The organism is Nocardia sp. MDA0666 (assembly GCF_003023875.1).
GTDB classification, from domain to species: domain Bacteria; phylum Actinomycetota; class Actinomycetes; order Mycobacteriales; family Mycobacteriaceae; genus Nocardia; species Nocardia aobensis.
Map to the genome: position 1 here is coordinate 33,950 of NZ_PYHT01000016.1, position 23,607 is coordinate 57,556.

At 67.8% G+C, this 23,607-nt stretch carries 20 protein-coding genes and 1 tRNA gene; 6 read left to right on the forward strand and 15 right to left on the reverse strand.

The window, feature by feature from the left end; all coding sequences use genetic code 11:
* Window positions 1-429 precede the first annotated feature (429 nt).
* A tRNA-Met gene (locus C8258_RS21395) sits at window positions 430-503 on the reverse strand.
* A gap of 618 nt (window positions 504-1,121) precedes the next feature.
* Between C8258_RS21395 and C8258_RS21400 the strand changes: the two genes are divergently transcribed.
* The gene (locus C8258_RS21400) at window positions 1,122-1,661 is read left to right on the forward strand and encodes a transglycosylase family protein (RefSeq protein WP_106956745.1); all 540 of its coding nucleotides are present in this window, start codon (window positions 1,122-1,124) and stop codon (window positions 1,659-1,661) included.
* A gap of 187 nt (window positions 1,662-1,848) precedes the next feature.
* On the opposite strand, the gene C8258_RS21405 is transcribed toward C8258_RS21400, so the two are convergent.
* Window positions 1,849-4,863: a UPF0182 family protein gene (locus C8258_RS21405; RefSeq protein ID WP_199195800.1), complete on the reverse strand. Its 3,015-nt coding sequence runs from the start codon at window positions 4,861-4,863 to the stop codon at window positions 1,849-1,851.
* Between the two features lie 134 nt (window positions 4,864-4,997).
* On the opposite strand from C8258_RS21405, the gene C8258_RS21410 reads away from it, so the two are divergent.
* Window positions 4,998-5,645, forward strand: a complete 648-nt coding sequence (locus tag C8258_RS21410; RefSeq protein WP_369974795.1) for a PPA1309 family protein — start codon at window positions 4,998-5,000, stop codon at window positions 5,643-5,645.
* Here C8258_RS21410 and C8258_RS21415 read toward each other — a convergent pair.
* The gene (locus tag C8258_RS21415) at window positions 5,642-6,667 is read right to left on the reverse strand and encodes a PDZ domain-containing protein (protein WP_199195801.1); all 1,026 of its coding nucleotides are present in this window, start codon (window positions 6,665-6,667) and stop codon (window positions 5,642-5,644) included. The two genes, C8258_RS21410 and C8258_RS21415, sit on opposite strands and share 4 nt — an antisense overlap.
* 50 nt (window positions 6,668-6,717) lie before the next feature.
* On the opposite strand from C8258_RS21415, the gene C8258_RS21420 reads away from it, so the two are divergent.
* Window positions 6,718-8,211: a zinc-dependent metalloprotease gene (locus C8258_RS21420; protein WP_106956748.1), complete on the forward strand. Its 1,494-nt coding sequence runs from the start codon at window positions 6,718-6,720 to the stop codon at window positions 8,209-8,211.
* A gap of 30 nt (window positions 8,212-8,241) precedes the next feature.
* Here C8258_RS21420 and C8258_RS21425 read toward each other — a convergent pair whose 3' ends face one another.
* Window positions 8,242-9,222 carry a MaoC family dehydratase N-terminal domain-containing protein gene (locus tag C8258_RS21425; RefSeq protein ID WP_106956749.1) on the reverse strand — a complete coding sequence of 327 codons (981 nt, stop codon included), beginning with the start codon at window positions 9,220-9,222 and terminating at the stop codon, window positions 8,242-8,244.
* 235 nt (window positions 9,223-9,457) lie between these two features.
* On the opposite strand from C8258_RS21425, the gene C8258_RS21430 reads away from it, so the two are divergent.
* Window positions 9,458-10,363 carry a TOMM precursor leader peptide-binding protein gene (locus tag C8258_RS21430; protein ID WP_106956750.1) on the forward strand — a complete coding sequence of 302 codons (906 nt, stop codon included), beginning with the start codon at window positions 9,458-9,460 and terminating at the stop codon, window positions 10,361-10,363.
* 116 nt (window positions 10,364-10,479) lie between these two features.
* Here C8258_RS21430 and C8258_RS33705 read toward each other — a convergent pair whose 3' ends face one another.
* From C8258_RS33705 to C8258_RS21455, 4 genes are read right to left on the reverse strand one after another with little or no spacing between them, the layout of a single operon-like run.
* Window positions 10,480-11,310: an NUDIX hydrolase gene (locus tag C8258_RS33705; RefSeq protein ID WP_369974797.1), complete on the reverse strand. Its 831-nt coding sequence runs from the start codon at window positions 11,308-11,310 to the stop codon at window positions 10,480-10,482.
* 9 nt (window positions 11,311-11,319) lie between these two features.
* On the reverse strand, window positions 11,320-12,582 hold the full coding sequence (locus C8258_RS21445) for an adenylosuccinate synthetase (RefSeq protein ID WP_106956751.1): 1,263 nt from the start codon (window positions 12,580-12,582) through the stop codon (window positions 11,320-11,322).
* 36 nt (window positions 12,583-12,618) lie between these two features.
* Window positions 12,619-13,602 (reverse strand): hypothetical protein, encoded by a 984-nt coding sequence (locus tag C8258_RS21450; RefSeq protein ID WP_233225236.1) that lies wholly within the window; start codon window positions 13,600-13,602, stop codon window positions 12,619-12,621.
* Between the two features lie 5 nt (window positions 13,603-13,607).
* On the reverse strand, window positions 13,608-14,624 hold the full coding sequence (locus tag C8258_RS21455; protein WP_106956752.1) for a hypothetical protein: 1,017 nt from the start codon (window positions 14,622-14,624) through the stop codon (window positions 13,608-13,610).
* Window positions 14,625-14,866: 242 nt separating this feature from the next.
* Here C8258_RS21455 and C8258_RS21460 point away from each other — a divergent pair, with 242 nt between their 5' ends.
* Window positions 14,867-16,210, forward strand: a complete 1,344-nt coding sequence (locus C8258_RS21460; RefSeq protein WP_233225237.1) for an AarF/ABC1/UbiB kinase family protein — start codon at window positions 14,867-14,869, stop codon at window positions 16,208-16,210.
* Window positions 16,211-16,331: 121 nt separating this feature from the next.
* On the opposite strand, the gene C8258_RS21465 is transcribed toward C8258_RS21460, so the two are convergent.
* From C8258_RS21465 to C8258_RS21485, 5 genes are all read right to left on the reverse strand, one after another.
* Window positions 16,332-16,643 carry a WhiB family transcriptional regulator gene (locus tag C8258_RS21465; RefSeq protein ID WP_083871097.1) on the reverse strand — a complete coding sequence of 104 codons (312 nt, stop codon included), beginning with the start codon at window positions 16,641-16,643 and terminating at the stop codon, window positions 16,332-16,334.
* Window positions 16,644-17,263: 620 nt separating this feature from the next.
* Window positions 17,264-19,417 (reverse strand): ATP-dependent DNA helicase UvrD2, encoded by a 2,154-nt coding sequence (locus C8258_RS21470; RefSeq protein WP_369974798.1) that lies wholly within the window; start codon window positions 19,415-19,417, stop codon window positions 17,264-17,266.
* Between the two features lie 99 nt (window positions 19,418-19,516).
* A complete protein-coding gene (locus C8258_RS21475; protein WP_233225238.1) occupies window positions 19,517-19,987 on the reverse strand; it encodes a MarR family winged helix-turn-helix transcriptional regulator in 471 nt (156 codons plus the stop codon).
* Window positions 19,984-20,436, reverse strand: a complete 453-nt coding sequence (locus C8258_RS21480) for an EVE domain-containing protein (RefSeq protein ID WP_106956755.1) — start codon at window positions 20,434-20,436, stop codon at window positions 19,984-19,986. Before C8258_RS21480 ends, C8258_RS21475 begins: the two co-directional genes overlap by 4 nt.
* A gap of 41 nt (window positions 20,437-20,477) precedes the next feature.
* Window positions 20,478-20,915, reverse strand: a complete 438-nt coding sequence (locus tag C8258_RS21485) for an SRPBCC family protein (protein WP_106956756.1) — start codon at window positions 20,913-20,915, stop codon at window positions 20,478-20,480.
* A gap of 102 nt (window positions 20,916-21,017) precedes the next feature.
* Between C8258_RS21485 and C8258_RS21490 the strand changes: the two genes are divergently transcribed.
* On the forward strand, window positions 21,018-21,269 hold the full coding sequence (locus C8258_RS21490) for a mycoredoxin (RefSeq protein ID WP_269750196.1): 252 nt from the start codon (window positions 21,018-21,020) through the stop codon (window positions 21,267-21,269).
* 22 nt (window positions 21,270-21,291) lie between these two features.
* Here C8258_RS21490 and nudC read toward each other — a convergent pair whose 3' ends face one another.
* Together nudC and C8258_RS21500 are read right to left on the reverse strand one after the other, a co-directional pair.
* Window positions 21,292-22,218 carry an NAD(+) diphosphatase gene (gene nudC / locus C8258_RS21495; protein WP_106956757.1) on the reverse strand — a complete coding sequence of 309 codons (927 nt, stop codon included), beginning with the start codon at window positions 22,216-22,218 and terminating at the stop codon, window positions 21,292-21,294.
* Window positions 22,219-22,285: 67 nt separating this feature from the next.
* Entirely contained in the window at window positions 22,286-23,344 is a 1,059-nt protein-coding gene (locus C8258_RS21500) for a TrkA family potassium uptake protein (protein ID WP_036504378.1), read from the reverse strand.
* Window positions 23,345-23,607: the final 263 nt, after the last annotated feature.

Consider the following 23,607-nt stretch of genomic DNA (forward strand, 5'->3'; position numbering starts at 1 on the left):
AGAAGAGGTAGTGCCCGAGCGGGATGCGTACGCCGCATCTACGCGACGGCGCCGTGATCTATCACAAGGATCCCTTTCGGGGTTCGTACAACAGCACAGGACTCATAGTTACTGAACAGTATTTGGCCGTTCCTGGTCTTACCAGCAGTGGGAATAGTGTGATGTGCGCCGCTGCCCTGCGATCGGTATCGAGGCCGAAAACCGCGCACTGCCTGCGGGTTCGCCGTGTCGGAGCGACAACGCCCCGGCGCCTCGCGCGCCGTGAACCGTCGACGCGCCGCCACCGGTCCGCGCCGAGTCGCTGTGAGGTCACACAGGGCCACAGCGAGAACACACAAAGCCCCAGCAGGAACACCCCGGCAGGAAAACAGACCCCGATGGAAACGAAAAAGGTCCCGGAACCTTCTGGTTCCGGGACCTCTTCACTAGTAGCGGGGACAGGATTTGAACCTGCGACCTCTGGGTTATGAGCCCAGCGAGCTACCGAGCTGCTCCACCCCGCGTCGGTGAACACAACATTACACACGAGTCGACAGACGTAGCAAATCCGGTGGTCAGGACCAGTTTCGACGAGCAATCGACGCGATCTCGACCATCGGCCGCCACAGCTTCCCGCCCGCGAAATACCGTCCGGCCACGCTCGCAGATCGCATCGCCACCGACCACCCAAATCTCACACACGAAGCCCGAATCGGACGAACCGGCGACTCGATACAGAAGCCTCGCAACACCTCGAATGGGGAGAACTCGCTTGGGAAACGCGCGCGTTTCCAAAAAGCGGGCCAGAAAAACGTGACCCAGACCACTATTTTCACGTGATTCACCGCACATAACGACCACATAACGAACGACCGGAATGCTCGAACACTGCATAGCCAACCTGCATCGACGCTCGAATCCGGTTATTCGCTTCATGCAATTGTCTCTGTTATCAAGACGTGATCTGCCGAGATCTGTTCGTTATGGTCGAGTGCGGCCCGGATCGAACCCGTGATGGGCATCCAGACCCGAACCGCTGCACACCGGCAACCCTGCCCCGCGGTTCGGGGATCCCCGACCTCCTGGGGGCAGGGACGCGGCGGAACATCGCCGGGCCGGCGGGCGCAGGGAGGGACACCACCATGAACAAGAACCGGAAGATCAGCAGTCGCGCCCTCGGCTTCGCCGCCGTCGCCGGCGCCCTTGTTGCCGTCCCGTTCGCAGCTTCCACCACTGCTTCGGCTGCGCCCGCCCACGACTGGGACGGTGTCGCGCAGTGCGAGAGCGGCGGCAACTGGAATATCAACACCGGCAACGGCTACTACGGCGGTCTGCAGTTCACGCAGTCCACCTGGAGCGCCAACGGCGGCAACGGCTCGCCGCAGAACGCGAGCAAGGACGAACAGATCCGCGTCGCGGAGAACGTGCTGCAGACCCAGGGCCCCGGCGCCTGGCCGGTGTGCGGCCAGTACCTGCGCTACGCGCCCGCCGAGGAGGCCCAGCCGGCCCCGGCCCCGCAGCCCGAGCCGGCCGCTCCGGTGCAGCTGCCGAACGATCGCCAGGACCTGATCAACAAGGCCACCGACGCCGGCCAGCAGGCCGCGCAGCGGTTCGGTGTGGGTCACCAGTTCCAGCAGATCCTCGAGCAGAACAGCGGTCTGATCGACTCCCTGGGCCGCTGAGCCGCGGCGCGGTAGTTCCGCGCACGCTGCGACCCGAACACATTCGGCGCTGCCATCCTCGTGATGGCAGCGCCGAAAGTCGTTGTGGGACGAATGTCGTTGTGGGACGAATGTCGTTGTGCAGGCCCTACACGAACGGCGCCCCGGATGATCCGGGGCGCCGTCGTCGTCGATCACCGGCCAGCCGCTAACCGCCGGCCTTGTTGTAGGCGTCGATGGCCTTCTGCAGGCCTTCCAGCGCCTTGCCCAACTGCCCGAGATCACCGGACTTCTGCGCGTCCTCGACTCCCTTCAGGGCGTCGTTGAGCTCCTTGACCGCAGCATCCTTGCCCGCCGACCCGGTCGTCGGCGGCGGCGCCGTCGAGGAAGGCGGCGGAGTGTTCTGGTTCGACGGCGGTGGTGAGGTACTGCCCTGCTGGCCGGGCGGGTTGATCGCCGCCTGCCCGGGCTGCTGGGTCGTCGCGGCGCCCAATCCGTCCTGGACGTCGTTGAGGGCATCGCCCAGCGTGGACTGATAGCCCACCTTGTCGCCGTAGGAGGCCAGGACCTTCACCAGCTGTGGGAACGACGCCGTGGTCGGCCCGCTGTTGCGCTCCAGATACCAGGGTTCGACGTAGAGGATGCCGCCCTCGCCGATGGGCAGGGTGAGCAGATTCCCGTATTTGATCTTGTTGGTGTTACCACCGGTCAGCAATGTCCGGTCGTTCGAGACCCGGGCATCGGTGGTCATCGACGTCTGGACCTGTTGCGGGCCGGGTGTCTGCGAATCCGTCGGCAGCTTGAGCACCGTGAACTTGCCGTAGTTCTCCGGATCCGACGCCACCTGGATGTAGGCCGCGAGGAACTGGCGTTTGAAGCCGACCATCGCACTGGTCAGATTGAACTGCGGCCGACCGGTTTTCGGATCGCCGATGAGCACGTAGTACGGCGGCTGATGGGCGTTGGTCGGGGTGTCGGAGGTCGGATCGTTGGGGACCGACCAGAACGCGTTGTTGGTGAAGAACTCGCGCGGATCGTTCACGTGGTAGCGCGCCAGCATCTCGCGCTGCACCTTGAACAGATCCTCCGGATACCGGAAGTGCGCGGCCAGCTCCGGCGAGATCTCGCTCTGCGGCTTCACCGAGTTCGGGAACACCCCGCGCCAGGCGTTGAGCACCGGATCGGTGGGATCCACGTCGTAGAGGTTGACCGTGCCGTCGTAGGCGTCGACCGTGGCCTTGACGGAGTTGCGGATGTAGCTGACTTCCTTGCGCGGCAGCGTGCGACCGGTGTTCTGGTCGATGCTGTCCTCGACCACGCCTTCCAGCGAGGTGCGTTGCGCATAGGGGAAGTTGTCCAGCGTGGTGTAGGCGTCGACGATCCAGAGGATGCGCCCGTTCACCACCGCCGGATACATGTCACCGTCGGTGGTCAGCCACGGTGCCACCTGCTGCACGCGGCTGCGCGGATCGCGGTTGTAGATGATCTTCGAATCCGAGCCGATGGCGCCGGAGAACAGGATGTTGCGTTCGGCGTACTTGGCGGCGAAGGCGAGCCGGTTGAACCAGTTGCCGATCGGGACACCGCCCTTGCCGGTGTAGGTGTACTGATCGGTGCCGGTGTCGTATTCGCGCGGCGGCTGGTTGTTCCCGCCCACGATGGCGTAGTCGGCATCGGATTTGGAGATCATCTCGCCGTAGTAGATGCGCGGCTGATCGACCGGGATGGCCTGCTTGTCCTTGGGCGTGAACAGATCGCTCACCGTCGACTTGTCGCCGACGTTGAAGACCGGATATCCGTACCCGCCGCTGGAGCTGCTGGTGCCGGCGCCGGTGGCGGCCTGCTGAGTTTCCTTCGGCGGGGCCACGTTCACCCGGTTGGCCGGGGACGCGACGAAGCCGTCGCCGTGGGTGTAGACGGTGTGCTTGTTGATCCAGTCGGTCTGGTTACCGGACAGGTTCTGCGGCACCAGTTCGCGGGCGGCGACGATGTAGTCCTGCTTCTCGCCGTTGATGGTGTAGCGGTCGATGTCCAGCGGGTCCGGGAAGCCGTAGAAGTTCTGCAGCTGCTGGCGCTGGATGAACGTCTGGGTCAGCAGATTCGGATCCAGCAGCCGGATATTGCCGATGGTCTGCTGATCGGCCGGAATCGATCCCGGATCCTTGGTCTGCGAACCCTTGTAGTCGACGTAGGAGACCTTGTCGTCGGTGAGCCCGTAGGCCTGCCGGGTCGCCGTGATGTTGCGTTCGATATAGGTCGCTTCCTTGGTGGCGGCGTTCGGGCGCACCTCGAACTGCTCGACCACCAACGGCCACACCGCGCCGACCAGGATCGACGACAGCAACAGCAGGGCGGCCGCCATCGCGGGCACGCGCAGATCGCGCAGCACCACCCCGGCGAAGAACGCGACGGCGCAGATGATCGCGATCGACATCAGGATCAGCTTGGCCGGCAGCACCGCGTTGATATCGGTGTAGGAACCACCGGTGAAGGTGGGCTCCTTGCGGGTGCTCGACAGCAGCGAGTACCGGTCGAACCAGTAGGCGACCGCCTTCAGCACCACGAACGTGCCCGCGATCAGCGCGAGCTGGATGCGGGCCGGGCGGGTCAGTGTGCCCTCACGACCGGACAGCCGCAGCCCGCCGAAGATGTAGTGCGTGACGAGATTCGCGAAGAACGCGATCACCACGGCCACGAACAGCCAGTTCAGCAGCAGCTTGTAGAACGGCAGATCGAAGGCGTAGAAACCGACGTCGATGTGGAACTGCGGATCCTTGATCCCGAACGAGCCGCCGTGCAGGAACAGCTGCACCGTGACCCAGCTCGACTGGGCGACCAGACCCGACAGCAGGCCGACCAGTACCGGGATGCCGATGCCGAACAGTCGCAACCGGCCCATCACGGTGGTGCGGTAGCGCGCGATCGGATCGCTGGGACCGGACACCGGGACGAAGACCGGGCGGGTGCGATAGGCGGCCAGCAGCGCCAGCCAGACCAGTGCCCCGACCACGACCGCGACGATGAGGAACAACAGCAGCCGGGTGACGAGCACCGTGGTGAACACTTGGCGGAAGCCGACCTCGCCGAACCACAACCAGTTGGTGTACGCGTCGGTCAACCGCGGGCCGACCAGCAGCAACGCCGCAATCACGAGCGCGGTGATCAGCAATATCCGGCTGCGTCGAGACAGCGAAGGTAAGCCTGTCGGGGGGCGCATGCCCACGATGCCACTCTCCCAGGTCCGGCGGCGTACCGAAGCGATTGTCGGCCGATACACCGCAGTCCGATGATGCGTCCGGTCCCTGCGGACCGTCTCTCGCGCCCCACTCTACGTAAAACGGGACGGCTTGGATCGCGATGGCTCCGGTATGCCGTGGCGGGGACGCGGGCGCTCGTGGTGGACGTACAGTGTCGGCCGTGACTGTGGACAATCCCTCCTCCGCCCTGTACCGCTGTATCCGGGACGTGGCCGAGTTCGCCGACGCCGAGGGCTGGGATCAGCCGCCGCAGTTGTTCGCGCTGGTACCGACCGCCGACCTGGTGGCCGCCGAGCCGACGCTCGAGGATCAGCTCGACGACGGGGCCGCCTTGACTCCCATTGCCCAGGAACCGCTTCCCGACGATCTGAGCGGCGATCCGATGGCCCTCGACGAATTCCTCGCCACCACCAGCTGGCCGCCCGCCGTCGAGGGGGTGGTGCTGGTCCAGCAGATCGTGGTGCTGCCGCCGAACGCCGAACACACGCTCGACGAGGCCATCGCACCGCTGCTGGCCGACCGCGACGCCGCCGACCGCGCCGGTCGCGACGCCGCGCAGACTCATCCCGAGCGCCGCGACGCCCGGCTCTACGCCGGTGTGCTGCGCGACGGAGTCGCGTTGTGCCTGTTGCAGTTACGCCCCGAAGAGGACGAGGCGTTCCCCGATCTGGATCTGCGCACCGCGCCGAATCTGGCCCCCAACCTGATCGACGCGCTGCGCCACACGCTCGAGAACGAGCCGGACTAACCGCAACTGGGGGCGGGACGTCCGGCGTTGATGTCGTCGAGCGACTGCACCGCGGTGGACAACGTGTCGACCTTCACCAGTTTCAGGCCGTCCGGGGTGCGCTGGCGAGCCTCGTTGCAGTTGTCGGCGGGGACCAGGAACGTCTCCGCACCGGCGTCACGGGCCGCGATCATCTTGTACTGGATACCGCCGATGGGGCCGACCTTGCCCTGCGGATCGATGGTTCCGGTACCGGCGACGAAGCGTCCGCCGTTGAGCTCGCCGGGGCTGAGCTTGTCGACCAGGGCCAGGCTGAACATCAGACCGGCCGAGGGGCCACCGATATCGGCGAGGTTGAAATCGACCTGCAGCGGACCGGCAGGCACCTCCTGCGGGGTGACGCCGAGGTAGGCCTTGTTCGAATCGTCCGGGCGCGCACCGAGTTTCACCTCGACCGTCTGTTCCACGCCGCCGCGGCGGATCACCATCGGGATCGTCGTGCCCGGGGCGGCGCCCTGCACCGCGTCGATCACGTCCTTGGAGGTCGTGATCGGTTTCCCGTTCACGCTCACCAGTTCGTCACCCTTCTGCAGCACCGCTTTGGCCGGGCCGTCGTCGGCCACCACGCGCACCTGGACCTTGGTCGGGTACTTCAGGAAGTTCAGCGCGGCCAGTTCGGCGTTGTCCTCGGACTCCTTGAAATCGGCCTGGTTGGACTTGTCCACCTGGTCGCGAGGAACGCCGGGCGGGTAGACCTCGGCGCGCGGCACCAAGCCGTAGCGGCCGTCCACCCACAAGCCCATCGCCTCGAATATATTCAGCCCGTCGCGAACGGACACCGTCGTCATGTTCAGGTGTCCCGAGGTCGGATCCACCGCGGCACCCTGCACCGCCACGACCTGCTTGCCCTCCACCTCACCGAGGGTATTGAAGGTGGGACCAGGGCCGAGAGCGACGAACGGCACCGTCACCGCACTGCCCACCACACCGAGGACGAGCACGGGCACCAGAGCCGCTATCAAGGTGATGATCCGACGATTCACCCGGCCCACAGTAGCGGCTCCACGATCACCATCCGCGTAGCCTTGGGGGCATGAGCGACGTGCCCTTCGGATTCTCGAACCGCGACGACGATCCCGACCGTGACAAGCGTGACGATCAGGCCGGTTCCGGAGCGAACAACCCCTTCGCCTTCGGTATGGGGTCTTCGGGCGCGGCCGGATTCGATCCCGCCGCCTTCGGGCAGATGCTGACCTCGCTCGGGCAGATGTTCTCCACCATGAGCCAGCCGGGCGGCCAGGCGAGCCCGGTCAACTACGACGTCGCCAAGCGGCTGGCTCGCCAGCAGTTGGGTTCGACGGTCGCGCCGATCTCCGACGGTGCGCAGCGCGCAGTCAGCGATGCCGCGCATCTGGCCGAGCTGTGGTTGGACGCGGCGACGACGCTGCCCGCCGGGGCCACCAAGACGGTCGCGTGGTCGCCCAACGATTGGATCGAGCAGACACTGCCGACCTGGAAGCGGCTGTGCGATCCGGTCGCCGAGCAGGTCTCGGGTATGTGGAGTTCGACACTGCCGGAGGAGGCCAAGCAGTTCGCCGGGCCGATGCTCGGCATGCTCGGGCAGATGGGCGGTCTAGCCTTCGGCTCGCAGCTGGGGCAGGCGCTGGGACAGCTCGCCCAGGAGGTCCTGACCTCCACCGATATCGGGCTGCCGCTGGGTCCGGCCGGAACCGCGGCGCTGCTGCCCAGCGCGATCAGCGAATTCAGCAAGGGCCTGGAGCTTCCCGAAAGCGAGATCCTGGTTTATCTGGCCGCCCGCGAGGCCGCCCACCAGCGATTGTTCGCCCACGTGCCGTGGCTGCGGCAGCAGGTGCTGGGCGCGGTCGAGGATTACGCGCGTGGCATCCGGATGGACTTCTCCGCGATCGAGGAGGCCGCGCAGAACATCGATCCGATGTCGCTGACCGATCCGTCGAAACTCGAGGAACTGCTGTCGCAGGGCACCTTCGAACCGCAGACCACCCCCGAGCAGAAGGCCGCGCTGGAGCGGCTGGAAACACTGCTGGCGCTGATCGAGGGCTGGGTTCAGGTCGTGGTGGCCGAGGCCGTCGGCGACCGGCTGCCCGGTGCGGGCGCGCTGGCCGAGACGCTGCGGCGCCGCCGCGCCACCGGGGGTCCGGCCGAGCAGACCTTCGCCACCCTGGTCGGCTTGGAGCTGCGTCCGCGCAAGCTGCGGGAGGCCGCCACGCTGTGGCAGCGGCTGACCACCGACGCGGGGATGTCGGCGCGCGACGCGGTGTGGGCGCATCCGGATCTGCTGCCCAGTTCCGAGGATCTCGACAAGCCGAGCGGTTTCATCGACGGTGTGATCGGGGGTGGCGCCAACGTTTTCGACGATCCGCTGGCGCAGCTGGCCGAGACCGAGGCGCGTGAACGCCGCGAAGGCGCTGCGGCGCAACAGGAGCGGCCGAACAAGGACGCGGACGGCGGCAAGGACACGGAAGGCACTGCCGCCCAGGGCGATTCCGCTTCGGGCGCGAATCCGTCCGACGCCGACGACGAGCGCGGCGACAACGAGGATCGCTGACCGTCTTCGGCGCAGTCCGGGCGGCGCGGTTCAGCCCAGTCGCGCTTCGGCGGTCGCGTAGCCGAACAGCTTGCGCCCCTTGGACAATGCGTCGACCACGACGGTCACCATGCGGCGACGTGAACTGAGCCAGCCGACCTGACCGCCGAACAGTATCGACGCCGGAGCGTCGGAGTCGACGGGCAGATAGTGCATCTTGGGCGCGTACTGCACCCGCAGTTTCGTCAGTGCGGTCGGATCGCCGAGCCAGCGGCCGAGATAGCCGGCGACCAGCCCGAGCGTCAGCATGCCCGGCACCGCCCCCGTCGTGGTGCCGGACCGGTGCGGATCCACGACGCCGGCGTGGCGCACCACATCGTCGGCCGCGACCGTGACGGTATCGGCGGGCAGATCCGCGCCGACCGCCAGCGGGCCGAGGTCGACGATCGGACGCGGTAGCGACGGTTGGATCCGGTCCCGTTGCGGCGTGCGCAGACGCCGCTGCGCCGGGACCGGTTCGAGATCGTGCGGCCGTTGGGGCGCACCGGATCGCGCACAGGTTCCGGGCTGGGTGTGCACCAGCAGGGTGGAGGAGCCGCTGGTCACGACCTGACCGTCGTCGTCGCGCAACAGGGTGGTCACCGAGACCACGTCGTAGTCGCGGTAGTGGCGGAAGGATTCGAATCCGATTTCGCAGCTGATGCGGTCGCCGGCCAGCAGCGGGCGCACGATTTCCAGCGTGCGGTCGGCGTGCACGACACACCCGCCGTGAAAACCCGGCACGAGTGCGTCCAGCGTGCGTTCCTCGGCGCGCATCCACACCGTGGTGGCGAAGGTCGGCGGGGCTACCAGGGCATCGAATCCGCGCGCGGCGGCGGCACGTTCGTCGCGGTGGATGGGGTCGGTGGCGCCTATCGCCCGGGCGTACTCGCGAATCGCGTCCGCGGCGATCGGCCCATCGCCGCGGGTTCGAAACCGATGTTCGCCGTGCAGCGACGCCACCGGTGGCACGCCGAGGGATGCGCTGACCATATTGCTCCTTTAACCGACCCGAATCGACCCGATTGTCGGCCGCCGGTGGCCGGGCGTTAGCATTCTCCGCGCCGGTCTGGAAAATTCACGGCGAGTCGTCGGCCGGATTTGTGAAACGGTGCGTTCACACTCACGCCGCGACATCACCCGAAGCGCCCTGTGGACAACGCCGAACCTGTGGATAACCAGCAGTTTTCCCGCGGCCGTGCCTCGGCCCGCCGACAATACTGAGCCCATGACGTTGTCACACGCACGTGGACCGATGTTGCATCCGCGGGTGGCGGTTCTGCGCCGGCCCTCGGGAGCGGTGCAATTGGGATGGGATCCCGAACGCGCGGTACTCCTGCACCCGCCCGCCGTCGACACCGATGCGGTCGTCGCGTTCGTCCGGCTGCTCGACGGTCTGCACAGCCATCCCCAGCTCCTGTGGGAGGCCGGGCAACTCGGCCTCGGTGGCGTGGCCCTGGAACTACTACGAGATATCGACGCGGCCGGACTGCTGATCCGGCCGCAGGCCCGCCGCACTCGCGTGCGAACGGTGCATGTGCACGGCCGCGGGCCCCTGGCGGATGCGCTGCACAGCGGTATCCGGCAACTGGGCATCACGCCGACGCGGTCGAGCGAATATCGCAGCGGCACATCGGATTCGCTGCCGACCTCCGATCTGGTGATTCTCACCGACGCGCTGGTCCCGGTGCCGGAGCTGGTCAGCATGCTGCTGGTGCGCCGAATCCCGCACCTGCAGGTCCGCATCCGCGACGGGCACGGTGTGATCGGGCCGCTGGTACTACCCGGCGGCACCAGCTGTCTGCGCTGCGCCGATCTGACCCGCACCGAATTCGACGCCGAATGGCCGCATCTGGCGGCGCAGCTGCTCGGCCGGACCGGCTACGCCTCCCCCGCCACCATTGCCGCCACCGCCGCCCTGACATTGCGCGAAATCGAATCGATCATCGAGGGCGCCGCCGACGACCCGCCCCGAACCCTGGACACCACACTGGAATTGGATCCGCACACCAGGCGCATCGCCCGGCGTCGCTGGACACCACACGCCGACTGCGCCTGCCGCCGAATCGCAGCCACGGGGGCAGGAGCGCCGGACGGCGCTCGCACGGTCTCCGTCGCCGGAGGACAGGTATGAGCGCGACGAAGGTGGCCCGGGCGGTGACAGAGTCTCGCCTCAGTGATACCGCCGATGTTGCGCACGAGGGCCGGGCCGTTGTCGCCTCGTCCGCGAGGTGGGTTGGTGTCGTCGGCTCAGCGCTCGTCGAAGGCCGAGTCGGTGAAAGACCAGACTGCCGCGGGGCGTCCGGTGGCCTTAATTCGCATCCGTTCCCCGGTGCGGGTGAGCCCGGGGATCGCGGCCAGGGTGCGGTTGAGGTTGCCCGGGTCGGGACGAGTGCCCGACAACGCGGTCGCGAGGGCGACCGCGCGCGTTGCGGGAAACTGCTCGCCGATCAGCGGGCGGGTGAACGCGAGGTCTTTCCACAGCATGTCGGCGAGTCGTACCCGGGCGACCTCGACGATCATGTTGTGGTCGAAGGCCAGCGGCGGAACGTCGTCGAACGGAACCCATCGCACACCGAGAAAGGGTGCGATGCTGCCGGTTTCACCATTGTCCGGTCCGTCGGCACCGCCGGAGACATCGCCGCTCATCTGCTGAGCACCAGCAGAAGCATCCGGCCCGGGCTGCTCGGCGATGGCGGACTCCCAGCCGTTCGATTGCTCGAAACCGGCCGAATCATCAGTTCTCGATTGCTCGGCACCCGCAGCTGCTGCGGCGTGACCGAGAACCGCCCACATCGCGATCGAGAGCGTCGGACCGCGTGGATCGCGATTCGGCTCGTCGAACGTGACCAGCTGCCCGACGGCGAGGATCGCATCGTCGGGCACACCCAGTTTGCTGTGTACCGCGCGGCGCGCCGCCGTCGCGAGCCGCTCACCGCGGCCGAGCAGCACACCCGGCAGGGCGAGCTCGCCCGCGAACGGATCCCACTGCCGGGGCGCCACTGCGAAGGTCACGGTCGTGTCGTCGTCGCCGAACCGAAGCGCGACGACATCGAGCGATACGGCGGATTGCTGCTCCACGGCGAACCATCATGCCGCAGCCGCGACCCGGGCCACGCGATCGGCACGATCGGGCCCGTGCCCGGTCAGCACCACGGGCGCGCCCAGCCGGCGTTCCAGGAATTCCGGAACATCCGCCGGCAGCGGTACGAGATCCGGAGTGCTGTGCGCGACGAGGCCGGTCAACCACCGCTGATGGTCCAGATCCCGCCAGGGACCGCAATCGAGCCGATCCCGATATCCGTCCGGGGCGAAATACCCTGCGGCGGTGCGCATATCGTCGCGGGCCGCCACCAGATCCAGATGGTTGACGGCGAGCGCGTCGATTCCCCCGCACGCCTCCACGGCATAGCGTAGCAGGATCGGATCCAGATGCCCGACGCGGAAGACGCCCTGATATGGGCCGGTGGCGTTGTACGGCTCAGGGATCGACAATGCCGCATCCTCGGTCGGAAAGGGGCCCGCGCCGTGGCGAGTCTGGTACGCACGTGTCACTCCAAGTACGGTGCCCGGTTGCCCGATGCGCGCCAGCATGGCGCGGGCATGGCGGGGCTCCACCGTCGACCAGGTGGTGTAGGGATGCAGGCCCCGCCACTCGTCGAGCAGCACGCCCTGGGCGCCCTCGAAGATCAGCCGGCCCGCGGCGGCGAATACCGCGAGTTGCTCACCCGGCACCAGCGCCACCGACCGCGCGAATTCCGTATAGGCCTCGATCAGGGCGTCGATCGGTTCGTGGCCGTGCCGCCCGCTCGCCAGCAGCGGTGCGAAGTGCCGCTCCAGCGCGATCAGTTTGCGGCGCAGGATATCCGGAGTGCGACAGTCCCGGACCAGGGGCGCATCGTGGTCGAGGGCGTAGCGCACGGTCTCCCCGATGCCCATCCCGCAGGAACCGTGCCGGGCGGCACCCCGCGCATCCTCGCGGCAGCGGTTGGCGGCTCCGTGGATCGGAGTGGTCAGCAGCGCCCGCTCGTCGACGAAGATCGAGCCCAGCGGATCGGCGAGGCCCAGTGCGGTCAGCGCTTCGGCCTCGGCGGCCAGGGCGATCGGATCCACGAGCACGTGCCGCGACAGAACTGTCGGTACGCCCGACAGCGTGCCCGATCCGAACTGCCGGAAGGTGTGTCGCCGGCCGTCGGCGATCACGGTGTGCGCGGCCTGCGCGCCACCGTTGAAGCGCACGACGGCCGCGACGTCCGAGCCGGCCTGTGGCGAGCACAGCCAATCCACGGTGGCGCCCTTCCCGGCGTCGCCGAATCCCAGATCGACCACGATCACATGCCGGTCGCCGAACATGGTGATTTCCCTTCGCTTTTCGGATCGGATTCGCGGTCAGAACCGGACGTCGTCGTCGCCCGGGGTCGCCGCCGGCAGCGCGCCCGCGGTGCGAGGACCGACGGGAGTACCGATCGGGGCCAGTGCGTTACCGACGACGTCGGCGGCGTCGGCGGACCCGATATCGCGCAGATCGGCCAGCCCGGCACCCAGATCCACGCGGTCCTCGCCGATGCCGATCGTCAGGGCGATGAGTTCGCACACCGCCGCCGGATCGTCCAGGCGCAGGACCCGCTCCCCGAGCACTCCCCGCCAGTGCTCGAGGATTTCCGGATCGGTGTAGTAGTGGGATTGATTCGGCAGGATGTAATACACGTGCCACCGATCGGCCAGCTCGCGGTAGATCGAGGGAACCGAAATGTCTCGGGGCACATCGTCGCCGATCACCCGGCGCACGTGCCCGGCGGCGAGGCGCGGCTTGTTCAGCTCGTCGCCCACGATGAACAGATACCCCTTGCGTCCGCGCTTGTCCCACGCATCGGTCGCCGTGTGCCGAGCCATGAAATACGCTGCCAGCTCGTAACTTTCGGATTTCTGCCCGCCTCCGCCGCCTTCGAGCAGAATCAGCCGCAACTGTTCGTCCATCCGATTGTCGGATTCGAACTGCCCGATCTGCAGCGGCACCCGATCACAGTCGGCATCGCCGATCCCGCCGAACAGAATCTGCGGATCCTCGGCGTACCCCTTGCGCTGCAGCAGTCCGTGCAGGGTAGCCAGCTTCTCCTGCATGATGCGCGGGACCCGCCCCATCGACCCGGTGACGTCGAACAGCACCGCGATCGGCAGCGAGGCCCCGTGCTCGGCGGAGTCGCGCGACTCACGCGCTCCGACGCCGAAGGGGTCGAGCAGCGGATGGGCGACCCATTCCGTACAGGGCTTGGCCCGCATGTCGGCGGTATAGCCGAAGTCGTCGAGTCCGCGGGCGGCGCGGAAGGTGCGGGCGGCGTTGTAGGCGCTGTCGTCCCACTGTCCGTATCCCATGGTGATCACTGTCCTTTCGGTAGTTCGAACGGCCGGAAGCGGCGGGGGCCGTACAGCCGGTCGAGCAGGTCGTCGAATTCGTCGAGCAGGGTGCGGGCGTCGGGCCGCAGCCTCGGTGCCGATTGCAGACATCCCTCGGCGAAGGCGCGCATCGGCGCGGGCGCGCGGGCGCCGAGCATGGTGAGCAGCAGCCGGTGGGCCAGATACACATCGGTACGCGGGCAGACCCCGGTGCCGATCTCGGGCGGATAGTCGATCGAGGCCGGCGTGGCGGCGGGCACCCGCCCGGGCCGGGTGGCGAACGACCAGCCCACCAGCACCACCCCGTGCAGTCGCGGATGGATGAGCACGTTCTCCGCGGAGACCGCGGTGTGCACCCAGTGCGCGGTCGCGGCACCGGCCAGGCAGCGCAGCAGCCGCCGGTGCATCCAGGCGTAGTCGCGCGGATCGAGCCCTCGCGGAAAGGCGGCGCGGACCTGGGTCAACGGCACGAACCCCTCGGTCAGCGCGTCGAGCACATCGATCGCGCGAACCTCGCCGGAGGCGGTATCGGTGTGGTCGACGGTGTCGATCAGGCGCGGAAAGTACGGCGCCAGCCACTCGTGCTCCCCGGTGAGTGCGGCGATATCCGTCAGCGCGTTCCGCTCGTTCGCCAGCAGCGAATTCGCGGCCGAGCGCCGTGCGATCTTCACCACTGCGGCCGAATCGGTGCGGTACACATCCGCGACGGAACCCCGGGCATGTATCGCGCCGAGGCGATACCGTCCCCGCACACCACACACCTCGAAGGCCTGCCCGGCCGCCAGCCAGCTCCGGTACAACTCGCCGAGGCGAACGAAAGCCGCGGTTGCCCGCTCGGCCTCGGCGGCGGGCACCCGATCCGGATGCAGCGCGGCGGCCAGCCGCAGATACGTCCGATGCGCGGTGCGGCGAGCGGCGGAATCCGTTGTCGCCGCGCCGAACAGATCTTCCGCGCGTCGCACCTCCCGAATGGCCGCCGCGACCTCTCGCGTTGTCGTCATAGTTTTAGTCTATACGACTAAAACACCTCCGGCCAGACCTCCGGGCCAACTTTTAGTCGAAGCCACTAAAACTTGTGGCGGCGGCCCGCCGACCACCACGGATGAGCCGTTTCCCATGCGCTCGCGCGCACCGATGATTACTGAGACCAGCCCCACTGTGACCGATGACACGTCTCGGTCCGGGGGTGGAGTTCACGCAATTCACATGGCACGCGACACGGTGGGTCAGCCATGATGGGGGTGTGTCTGAGATCGTGCGCCGTAGCTCATCCCGCAACGCCAAGTTGGCGAAGATTCCACTCGGTATCGCGGGACGGGCCGCTGTGGGGTTCGGCCGCAAACTCGCCGGCGGCGACAAGGGCGAGATCAATGCCGAGTTGAACCAGAAGGCCGCCGAGCAGATTTTCTCCGTTCTCGGCGAGCTCAAGGGCGGCGCAATGAAATTCGGGCAGGCGCTGTCGGTGATGGAGGCCGCCGTACCCGAGGAGTTCGGCGAGCACTATCGCGAGGCGCTGACCAAACTGCAGGCCGCGGCCCCGCCGCTGCCTGCCGCCGCGGTGCACCGCGTCCTGGATCAACAGCTGGGCACGGCGTGGCGCAAGCGCTTTCGCTCCTTCGACGACGCGCCCACCGCCTCGGCCAGTATCGGACAGGTGCACAAGGCCGAATGGTCCGACGGCCGCACGGTGGCGGTGAAGGTCCAATACCCCGGTGCCGACGAGGCGCTGCGCGCGGACCTCAAGACTCTCAACAGGATGGCCGGGATGATCGGCGCCGTCGTCCCCGGCGCCGACGTCAAACCCATCCTCGCCGAGATCACCGAACGGACCGAGGAAGAGCTCGATTACCGCACCGAGGCCGCCAACCAGCGCCGTTTCGCCAAGGCCTTCGACGGCCACCCGCGGTTCCTGGTGCCCAAGGTGGTGGCCGGGGCGCCGAAGGTGATCGTCACCGAATGGCTCGATGGCACCGCAGTGTCCAAAATCATCAAACGAGGCCAGGAGGATCCGGCGGGCACGGTCGAGCTGCGCAACCGCGTGGCAACGCTGATGGGTGAATTCCACTTCTCCTCCCCCGCCCTGGCCGGACTGCTGCATGCCGACCCACATCCCGGCAATTTCATGATGCTCGACGACGGCCGGTTGGCGGTGCTGGATTTCGGCGCCTGCGCGCCGCTGCCCGACGGGTTCCCGCCGGTACTCGGCCAGATGGTGGCGATGGCGGTCGAGGATCGGTTCGAGGAACTGACCGATCTGATGTACAGCAATGGCTGGGTGATTCCCGGCCGCACCGTCACGCATGCGGAGATCGCCGACTATCTGCGTCCGTTCACCGATCCCATCCGCGAGGATTCGTTCCACTTCACCCGCGAGTGGATGCAGCGCGTGGCGGGCAGGGCCACCGATGTGAGTAGCCCGGAGATGAAAACCGGTATGTCACTGCAACTTCCGGCCCAACACATCATGGTGTTCCGGGTGCTGATGGGTTCGATCGGCATCTGCGCACAGCTCGACGCCGAGGTGCCGTTCATGAGGCTGATGCACGACTGGGTGCCGGGCTACGCCGAATACCGCAGCGCCAGTTGATCCTTCGCCCCGCCGGGCGCCGAATATGGGACAAGCCCCGCATCCGACATCGGATGCGGGGCTTGTTCGTGTTCCCAGAAGTGGCCGAGGCGGATCCGCGCTCGGCCCGAACCGGCGCCGATCACGCCAGTGCGACCTTCCGCGGGCGGCCGCGCGGCCGCTTGCGGGCGATCACGACGCCCTGTTCGAAGATCTCGCCACCCCAGACGCCCCAGGGCTCACCGCGATCCAGGGCGGCGGCGAGGCAGCCCTTGCGGATCGGGCAGGAAGCGCACAGTGTCTTGGCCTCTTCCAGCTGGGTGGGGCTTTCGGCGAACCACAGGTCCGGGTCACCGACTCGGCAGGGCAGCGCGAGCGCGACACCGCGGGTGCGGGCCGGCCTCGAGGCCTGGGTCGATCGGCATGTCGCGCGAGTAACGGTCGCGGTGGACACGTCTTGCTCCTTCAGCTCGTGCAGCGGTCGTTTCGTTGTCTTCCGCGAAACCGGTGCCGGTGGCTGGAGGCCGAAAAAGAACTGTGGCCACGGTTTCGCTTCGGGCGATCCGTGGCCAGGAGGCTGCGGTAGCTGGTGCTACCTGAACCGACTTCGATGTCGGCTACTGATCACGGTCGCTGGGTGTGCGTTGCGGAGGCGGACTGCCTGCAGATTCGCCGTCATACGATCGGCTTCCACTGCGAAGGCGTCGGCTGCGTCGGTGTGGAAACCGATGTGTGCCTGATGCCAACCCCACTCGGACTTGTCTGCGGCAATTGCATATGCGGGCGCTTGCGGTCGAGCACCGATAATGCTGGCGACAGACAGACCGGTCCCCTGCAAGGCGAGGACCCCCCGGGAGGCGGACACGACAGAAACCACCGGTGCCACAACGCTTCTCGAAGCGAGAGTCACGATGTTGTTCATTTTGTCTACCTCCCTCCTACTCGTTATCCGACTGATCACTGTGCGCACCGGAATGCCCTCCCAGCGCGTGATCACCACCCTACGGGTGCGATACACAACCGCACAACCTATTTTTCACCTGCGGTTTTGTCATTCGCGGCACGCCCGCCGGATCACCGGTTGCGCACCCGTGATCGCACGATCGCCAGTAGCTCCGGACCGAACTGCTGCGACTTCTGTTGTCCGATGCCCGGAATCGCGGCCAGCGCGTCCTCGTCCATCGGCACCTGTTCCGCGATCGCGGTCAGCGTTTTGACGCTCACCACCGCGAACGGTTTGATCTGCAACTCCTCGGCCCGCTGCCGCCGCCATTCCTGCAGCGCGCCGAGCAGTTCGGTGTCGACCTCGGCCGGACAGCCCGAACACCGACCGAGCAGCGTGTCGGTGGAATTGAGCAGCGAACGCCCGCACACCCGGCAGACCGGCAGCCGGCGGCCGCGACCGCCCCGCGGCCCCGCCTGCTGAGCGACCATCGACGCCGGGGAATCCTCCGGCACCAGCCCGGTGAGGAATCGGCTGCGGCGCCGGTTGCGCCGCCGGCCGTCGGCGCGCGACAGCGCCCAGGACAACCGCAGATGTTCGCGTGCGCGGGTCACGCCCACGTAGAGCAGCCGCCGTTCCTCCTCCAGCGCGGCCTCGTCGGTCACCGCGCCGCCCTCACCGAGCACATGGGCGATGGGCAGGGTGCCGTCGGTCAGCCCGACCAGGAAGACCGCATCCCATTCCAGCCCCTTGGCGGCGTGCAGCGAGGCGAGGGTGACGCCCTGTACGGTCGGTGGGTGGCGGGACTCGGCGCGGACGGCCAATTCCCGTAGCAGCCCGGCGAATTCGAGGGCGGGATCGTGGGCGGCGAGTTCCTCGGTGAGCTGTACCAGGGCCACCAGCGATGACCAGCGCTCGCGAGCCTGCGCACCGGCCGGCTCCTCGGCGGTGAGTCCCAGCCGGGCGAGGACGGCGCGCACGAGCGTCACGACCTCGGGACCGCGGGCCTCGGGCAGGTCGTCGCGGGCTCCGGCCTGGCGCAGCGCCTGCACCGCCTGCCGGACCTCGGCCCGCTGGAAGAACCCCTCGCCGCCGCGGACCTGATAGGCAATGCCCGCCTCGGTCAGCGCCTGCTCGTACACCTCGGACTGGGCGTTGATGCGATACAGCACGGCGATCTCGGCGGCCGGAACACCCCGCCCGAGCAGGCCGGCGATGCCCTTGGCGACGGCGGTGGCCTCGGCGACCTCGTCGTCGTATTCGGCGAAGGACGGTTCCGGCCCGTCGGCGCGCTGCCCGACCAACTGCAGCCGGGTCCCCGCGATGCGGCCGCGCGCGGCGCCGATCACACGATTGGCCAGCGACACCACCTGCGGCGTCGACCGGTAGTCCCGTTCCAGCCGGACGACGGTGGCGTCGGGGAACCGGCGGGAGAAATCGAGCAGATAGGCCGGGCTGGCGCCGGTGAACGAGTAGATCGTCTGGTTGGCGTCGCCGACCACGGTCAGGTCGTCGCGATCGCCGAGCCACGCGTCGAGGACGCGCTGCTGCAGCGGGGTGACGTCCTGATATTCGTCGACGACGAAGCACCGGTAGCGACCGCGGAACTCCTCGGCCACGGCCGGGTAGTCCTCGAGCGCGGCGGCGGTGTGCAGCAGCAGATCGTCGAAATCGAGCAGCAGACCGTCCGGGGTGTTCTTCAACGTCTCGTAGCCGGTGTAGACGACCGCGATCTTGTCCGCCTGATACGGAATGTCGCGGTGGTGACGCTGGGCGGCGCCGGCGTAGTCCTCCGGCGCGATGAGCGAGGCCTTCGCCCATTCGATCTCGCCCGCCAGATCACGCACGTTCTCCGTCGCCGTCGGCAGGCCCACGCGCTGGGCGGCCTGGGCGACGACCGCGAATTTGGAGTCGATGAGCTTCCACGGCACATCGCCGACGATCTGGGGCCAGAAGTACTTCAGCTGCCGCAGCGCCGCGGCGTGGAACGTGCGTGCCTGGACCGTCTGCGCGTCACCACCCAGGCCGAGCGCGCGCAACCGGGCCCGCAGCTCACCGGCCGCCCGGGCCGTGAAGGTCACCGCCAGCACTTGGTCGGCGCGCACATGCCCGGCCGAGACCAGATGCGCGATGCGGTGGGTGATGGTCCTGGTCTTGCCGGTGCCCGCGCCCGCGATCACACACACCGGCCCGCGCGGCGCCCGCACCGCGGCGGCCTGCTCGGGGTCGAGCCCGTCGAGCCGCAGGCTGGTCGATGAGGTCGGGGCAGGCACGCGCTCCATCATGACAGGCACCACCGACATCCGCGCCGCCGCGACGACGCCCCTCGGTTGCCCGGTGTCACGGGCGCGCGGCGCGTTGCCCTCGGCCGGCGCGAGCGTCGCTCAACTCCGCGCGTCGCGCAGCGTCCGCAATGCTGCGGCGAAGCCGGCGGTCCGAGCCTGCAAGGGACCGAAGAAGGACCGGTCGCAGTCCTCCACCGCGACGATCGCGCGATTCACCAGTGCCACACCGGCTTTCGTGGGTACCAGGGATTTCGCGCGCCGGTCGTGCGGATGATCGCGCCGCTCGATCAGGCCCTTCTGTTCGAGGGCGCGCAGTACCTGGGAGGTCATCATCGGGTCGGTGGCGGCATGGGCGGCCAGATCGCGCTGCGTGATGGGGGTGTCGGCATTCGATCCGCCGAACCACGTCAGCGCGGCCAGGAGAACGAACTGCACGTGAGTGAGGTCGAACGGGGCCAGCGCCGCGCGTACCGCCGCCTGCCACCGGTTGGTCACCTGCCACAGCAACAGGCCCGGACTCTCGTCGGCACTACCGAATTGCGTTCGCAGCGAGTGAGTTTCGTCGCTCACCGGGCCGCCCTCGACCGCTCGCCCGCGTCCTCTCCCAGCATGGCCTGCGAGATGACCGCGAAATCGTGCGCGCTCAGTTCCACCACACCGCGCCGCAACACGATTCCCCAGTTGGGGACGCTGGTGAGATCGAGATCACCGCGTACCGTATCGATCGCGACGTCGTGCGCGTCCGGGCGATAGGTCACCGCGCGCCGCCACGGCCGGAAGCAGCCGCCCGGATCCTCCGCCTGCCACGCGGGCCCGTCGTCGACCGTGCCGATCGCGGTGAACGACTTGACCGGCTCCCCCTCGCGCATACCGGTTCTGGGCGAGTAGTAGACGAGCCCGTCACCCGGTCGCATCCGTTCGACCGCGGCACGCTTGCCGTGATTGGCCTGCACGATGCCGAGCGCCACCCCGCGACGCACGTGATCGCGGGAGACGACGGCCAGCCAGTACTTGTTCATGATGTCCTCCTCGAACGATTCAGTGAGTGCCCGGAACCGATTCAGTGGGCGCCCGGAACGACGGGGCGCGCCTCGGCCGTCTCGACCAGCGCCGCGAGGTCGCGATGGACGGAGTCGGCCAATCCGCCGCCCATCAGCGCCGACCACAGCCGGCGCAGCGGGCCGGTCATCGAGATGGTCACCGTGAGCTCGGTGCCCGCGGCCGTCCGCACCACGCGATGGGCGAAGGTCAGCCGAGCGCCGAACAGTCGCGAGACGTCGACGAACTCCTCATCGGTCAGCTTCTCGACCACGAACGCGACCTTCGGTCCACCTTTCGGCTTCAAGGTCCCCGTGGCGCCCTCGACGAAGGGACCGTCCAGCCGGACCCACTCGGTGTCGGCGTTCCATTCCGGCCAGGCGGCCATATCGGCCCAGACCGCGAAGAAGTCGGCGGGCGCGGCGGTGGATACGGCGTGAGCTGCGGCGATCTGTGTCATGTATTTAGTATGCGCGCTTACTATCTGTTTGACAAGCCCCCTCCGGCAAAGGTCACAACCAGCCGTGGGAACACGGAAAACCGATTGGATGTTCAATCAGGCGTGACTGCTACTGACCTGACCATGTACTCGACGACCTGGTGCGGATACTGCCGCCGCCTCAAGAAGCAACTCGACGAGGCGGGGATCACCTACACCGTCGTCGACATCGAACAGGACCCCGAAGCGGCCGAATTCGTCGGCAGCGTGAACGGTGGCAACCACGTGGTGCCGACCGTCAAGTACTCCGACGGATCCACTGCCACCAATCCGAGCCTCGCCCAGGTGAAGACCGCGCTCGCCGCGATCGGCTGACCGGCGGCGAGTCGCGGGCGAATCAGCCTGCCGCAGCCCAGGATTCGACGATGGTGCGGGCGATGGAGATGGAGCCCGGCAGCAGTAGCCGCTGCTGCTCGGCATTTCCGGTGTCGCCGGTGACCGAACCCCACGCACCCGCGGCCAGCGCCGTGCGCACCTCGTCGCGGGTGAACCAGTGGGCCTCGGCGATCTCGCCGTCGGAGAAGACCAGCGGCGCGTCGGGATCGGCGACCGCGGCGAACCCCAGCATGAGCGAACGTGGCAGCGGCCACGGCTGGCTGCCGAGATAGCGGATATCGCGCACCGCGACGCCGACCTCCTCGCGGACCTCGCGCTCGACGCAGCGTTCCAGCGACTCCCCCGCCTCCACGAAACCGGCCAGCAGCGAGAACATCTTCTCCGGCCAGTTCTGCTGACGGCCCAGCAGGACCCGGTCGCCGCCGTCGTGCACCAGGCAGATGATGGCCGGGTCGATACGCGGGAATTCCTCGTGCCCGGAAGCGTTGACGCGCGACCAGCCGGCATTGGACACCGTGGTCGGGCTGCCGTCGATGGCGCTGTAGCCGGCGCGGTCGTGCCAGTTCAGCAGCGCCAGTGCGGTGGACAGGATGCCGAGGATCACATCGTCGAGGTGCAGCGCGCTGCCCACCACCCGCAGATCCATCAGCTGACCGTCGAGTTCGCTGTCGCGAACCGCCCAGATGTGCGCGCCGTCGACCACACCCAGCAGAACCGCCTCCGGCGCCGGCTCGGCCGCATAGTTCAGCGCCGCTTCCAGGACGAGCTGATCACCGTCGATCCGGACCTGCCCCCGCCGGTTCATCCGCACCAGTTTGGCCTCGGCCCACCCTTGTTTCAGCGCCTGCTCGTCCGAGCGCAACGTCTCGGCCCGATCGAGGGCGGAACGCGACAGCAGGGGAAGACCATTCAGTTCGAATACCGACACGCTTCGAGCGTATCGCGCTGGTCGCGCGGGCCCGGAGGAGGAACCCTGCCGGGCGCCGCCGTCCGGGCTATTTGTGCACGCGGCGGATGTAGAGCAGTTTGTCGCCGGTTTCCAGGGCGTCCACCTCGGGCTCGTCGACCCGGATCAGCGTGCCCTCCCGGACCACGCCGAGCACGATATCGCGCAGATGCCGCGGCGAGCCGCCGACCTCGTCGGATTCCACGTCCCGCTCGGCGATCGCGAAACCGGCCTCGGGGGTGAGCAGGTCCTCGATCATGTCGACGACGCTGGGGGTGGTGGTCGCGATACCGAGCAGCCGGCCCGCCGTCTCCGAGGAGACCACGACCGAATCGGCACCGGATTGCCGCAACAGATGAGTGTTCTCGGCCTCGCGGATCGAGGCGACGATCTTGGCCTTGGCGTTGAGTTCCCGTGCGGTGAGCGTGACCAGCACCGCGGTGTCGTCGCGGTTCGCGGCGATGACCAGAGAGGCCGCGTGCTGGGCTCCGGCCAGCCGCAGCACATCCGATTGCGTCGCCGAGCCGTGCACCGTCACCAGCCCGGCGTTGGCCGCGGCCTCCAGCACGGTCGCGTCGGTGTCGACCACCACGATCTCGGCCGGTTGCACCCCGTCGCCGAGCATGGCGTCGACCGCGGTCCGGCCCTTCGTGCCGTAACCGACGACCACGGTGTGATTACGCACCTTCTGCCTCCATCGCTGAATTTTGAACGCCTGTCGTGACCGCTCGGTGAGCACCTGCAGGGTGGTACCGACCAAGACGATCAGGAACAGCACGCGCAGCGGGGTGATGACGATCGTGTTGACCAGCCGCGCCTGCTCCGTGATCGGGGCGATGTCGCCGTAGCCGGTGGTCGACAGCGAGACCGTCGAGTAGTAGGCGGCGTCGAGCAGGGTCAGCTCCTCGCCGCGGTTGTCGTGATATCCCGCGCGGCCGAAATAGACCACCAATGTCGCCGCCACCAGCAGCAGTACCGCGAACGCGACCCGGCGGGTCAGCGAGACCCAGGGACTGGTCCGGATCTCCGGAATACGCAGAATGCCGACCAGCGCGTAATCGGGGCGTTCCGTCAAACGGCCCAGACCTCGTGAGCTGTCACCGAACACGGCATCCCCCGGACATGTCGTTGCTCACCTGTGCCACAGATCGGCAGCGTACCGGCCGGATGCCGACTCCACGGACTGGGCACGCGAGTGGGAACTGCCCGGCGTGAGTGGGCGGGAGCGGAGGCGGCAGCGGAGCGTTTCCACGGAGCGACCCCACTCACGCCGAAAACAACACAGCGTGAGTGGGCGGGAGCGGAGGCGGCAGCGCGAGAGCGTGAGTGCGCGGGGGCGGATGCGGCAGCGTAGCGTCACCACGGAGCGAC